This is a genomic window from Kitasatospora sp. NPDC058190 (assembly GCF_042883685.1).
Lineage (GTDB): Bacteria > Actinomycetota > Actinomycetes > Streptomycetales > Streptomycetaceae > Kitasatospora.
In genome coordinates this window covers 1-2,683 of record NZ_JBHVVI010000269.1, presented here as the reverse complement: position 1 = coordinate 2,683, position 2,683 = coordinate 1, and the positions used below count along the sequence as shown (strand labels likewise).

Genomic DNA, 2,683 nt, shown 5'->3' with positions numbered 1-2,683 from the left:
CACACTGCGCGGGCCGTTTATTTTTTTATAAACACCCCGGTGTTTTTTTTTAAAAACCCACACCCCGCGGGGGCGCCCCCCCCCCGGGGCCCCCCCGCCCTCGGTTGTCACTCACCCGCTCCTGACCCGACGCTCGGGGCGGTACCCGCCCCAACCACGCTGAACAGGGGCAAAGCGGTCGGGAGGGGCCCCACGCGATAGCCTGGACGACGATTGACGGGGCCGCGCCCACGGAGGGCGGGGCGCCCAGCAGCGCCCGGGGGCGCCCCGGGCGGCCGACGAAGCGAGGGGTAGCCCAGCCGTGCGCATTGCCAGGTTTTCCGTCCGGGAAGGGAGCCCTGCCGCCGGCAGCGTCTCCTTCGGCGTAGTGGAGGGGGACCCTTCCCAGACCGACTCGCTGGTCGTCCACGCGCTGGCCGGCCACCCGTTCGGCCAACCCCAGCCCACCGGCGAGAGCTACCGCTTCCAGGACGTCCGGCTGCTCAGCCCGATGCTCCCCAACAAGATCGTGGCGGTCGGCCGCAACTACGCGGCGCACGCGGCCGAGCTGGGCAACGACGTCCCGGACACCCCGCTCACCTTCTTCAAGCCCTCCACCTCGGTGATCGGCCCGACCGAGAGCATCGCGTACCCGCCGTTCTCCTCGGACGTCCACCACGAGGCCGAACTCGCCGTGGTGATCGGTCGGATGTGTCGCGAGGTGCCGCTGGACCGGGTGCCCGAGGTGATCCTCGGCTACACCTGCGCCAACGACGTCACCGCCCGGGACGTCCAGCAGCGCGAGGGCCAGTGGGCGCGGGCCAAGGGCTTCGACACGGCCTGCCCGCTGGGCCCGTGGATCGAGACCGACCTCGACCCGGGCGACCTCGCGATCACCTGCACGGTCAACGGCGAGCTGCGCCAGACCGGCCGCACCTCCCTGATGGTCCGCTCGGTCGCCGAGCTGATCGTCCACATCTCCGAGGCCATGACGCTGCTGCCCGGCGACGTCATCCTCACCGGCACGCCCGCAGGGGTGGGCCCCCTCAACGTCGGCGACGAGGTCGCCGTCTCCATCGAAGGCATCGGCACTCTCACCAACAAGGTGATCACGCGTGGCTAACACTGACCCGGCCGTCCGGGTTCGCTTCTGTCCCTCCCCGACCGGCAACCCCCACGTGGGCATGGTCCGCACCGCCCTCTTCAACTGGGCCTACGCCCGCCACAACGGCGGCACCATGGTCTTCCGGATCGAGGACACCGACTCCGCCCGCGACTCCGAGGAGTCGTACGACCAGCTGCTCGACGCCATGCGCTGGCTCGGCCTCGACTGGGACGAGGGCCCGGAGGTCGGCGGCCCGCACGCGCCGTACCGCCAGTCGCAGCGGATGGACATCTACGCCGACGTCGCCCGCCGCCTGCACGAGGCCGGCCACGCCTACCACTGCTACTGCAGCGCCGAGGAGCTGGACGCGCGCCGCGAGGCCGCCCGCGCGGCCGGCAAGCCCTCCGGCTACGACGGCCACTGCCGGGACCTGACGGACGACCAGGTCGCCGTCTACAAGCTGGAGAAGCGCGAGCCGATCCTGCGCTTCCGGATGCCCGACGAGACCATCAGCTTCGACGACCTGGTCCGCGGCACGCTCACCTTCGAGCCGGAGAACGTGCCGGACTACGGCATCGTCCGGGCCAACGGCGCCCCGCTGTACACCCTGGTCAACCCGGTGGACGACGCCCTGATGGGCATCACCCACGTGCTGCGCGGCGAGGACCTGCTCTCCTCCACCCCGCGCCAGATCGCGCTGTACGCCGCGCTCGCCGAGATCGGCGTCGGCGCCGGCCTCACCCCGCGCTTCGGCCACCTGCCGTACGTGATGGGCGAGGGGAACAAGAAGCTCTCCAAGCGCGACCCGCAGTCCTCGCTCAACATGTACCGCGAGCGCGGCTTCATCCGCGAGGGCCTGCTCAACTACCTGTCCCTGCTGGGCTGGTCGCTGGCCGAGGACCGCGACCTGTTCGACATGGACGAGATGGTCGCCGCCTTCGACGTCGCCAAGGTGAACGCCAACCCGGCGCGCTTCGACCTGAAGAAGTGCGAGGCGATCAACGCCGAGCACGTCCGCAGGCTGGCCCCGGAGGACTTCGTCCGGCGCCTGGTGCCGTTCCTGCAGGCCCCCGGCCTGCTGCCGGCCGAGCCGACCGCCGAGCAGCTGGACCTGCTCGCCAAGGTCGCGCCGCTCACCCAGGAGCGGATGGTCGTGCTGAGCGAGATCGTCAACATGGCCGGCTTCCTGTTCGTCGACCCGGCCGACTTCACCGTCGACCCGGACGACGCCGCCAAGGTGCTCACCCTGGACGCCCGCCCGGTGCTGGAGGCCAGCGTCAAGGCGCTGGAGGAGCTCGCGGACTTCACCCCGGAGCCGATCCAGGCCGCGCTGCGTGAGGCGCTGGTGGAGGGCCTGGGCATCAAGCCCAAGTTCGCCTTCACGCCGCTGCGGGTGGCCGTCACCGGCCGCCGGGTCTCCCCGCCGCTGTTCGAGTCGATGGAGCTGCTCGGCCGCCCCGAGACGCTGCGCCGGCTGCGCTCCGCCCTGGACGCCCTGCCCGCCGCCTAGGCGCTGTGAGGGCCTGCCCGACGGGAGATCCGCAGGGCAGGCCCGAACAGGCCGCTGAGCAGGCCGCGGGCCCGGCCTTCCGCCGGGCC

Annotated in this window: 2 protein-coding genes; both read left to right on the top strand. The window is 71.5% G+C overall.

What is annotated here, in order from left to right; all coding sequences use genetic code 11:
• Positions 1–301 precede the first annotated feature (301 nt).
• Entirely contained in the window at positions 302–1,102 is an 801-nt protein-coding gene (locus ACFVWU_RS44670) for a fumarylacetoacetate hydrolase family protein (protein WP_387632415.1), read from the top strand.
• Positions 1,095–2,594 (top strand): glutamate--tRNA ligase, encoded by a 1,500-nt coding sequence (gltX, locus tag ACFVWU_RS44665; protein WP_387632412.1) that lies wholly within the window; start codon positions 1,095–1,097, stop codon positions 2,592–2,594. The genes ACFVWU_RS44670 and gltX overlap by 8 nt, the downstream gene beginning before the upstream one ends.
• Positions 2,595–2,683: the final 89 nt, after the last annotated feature.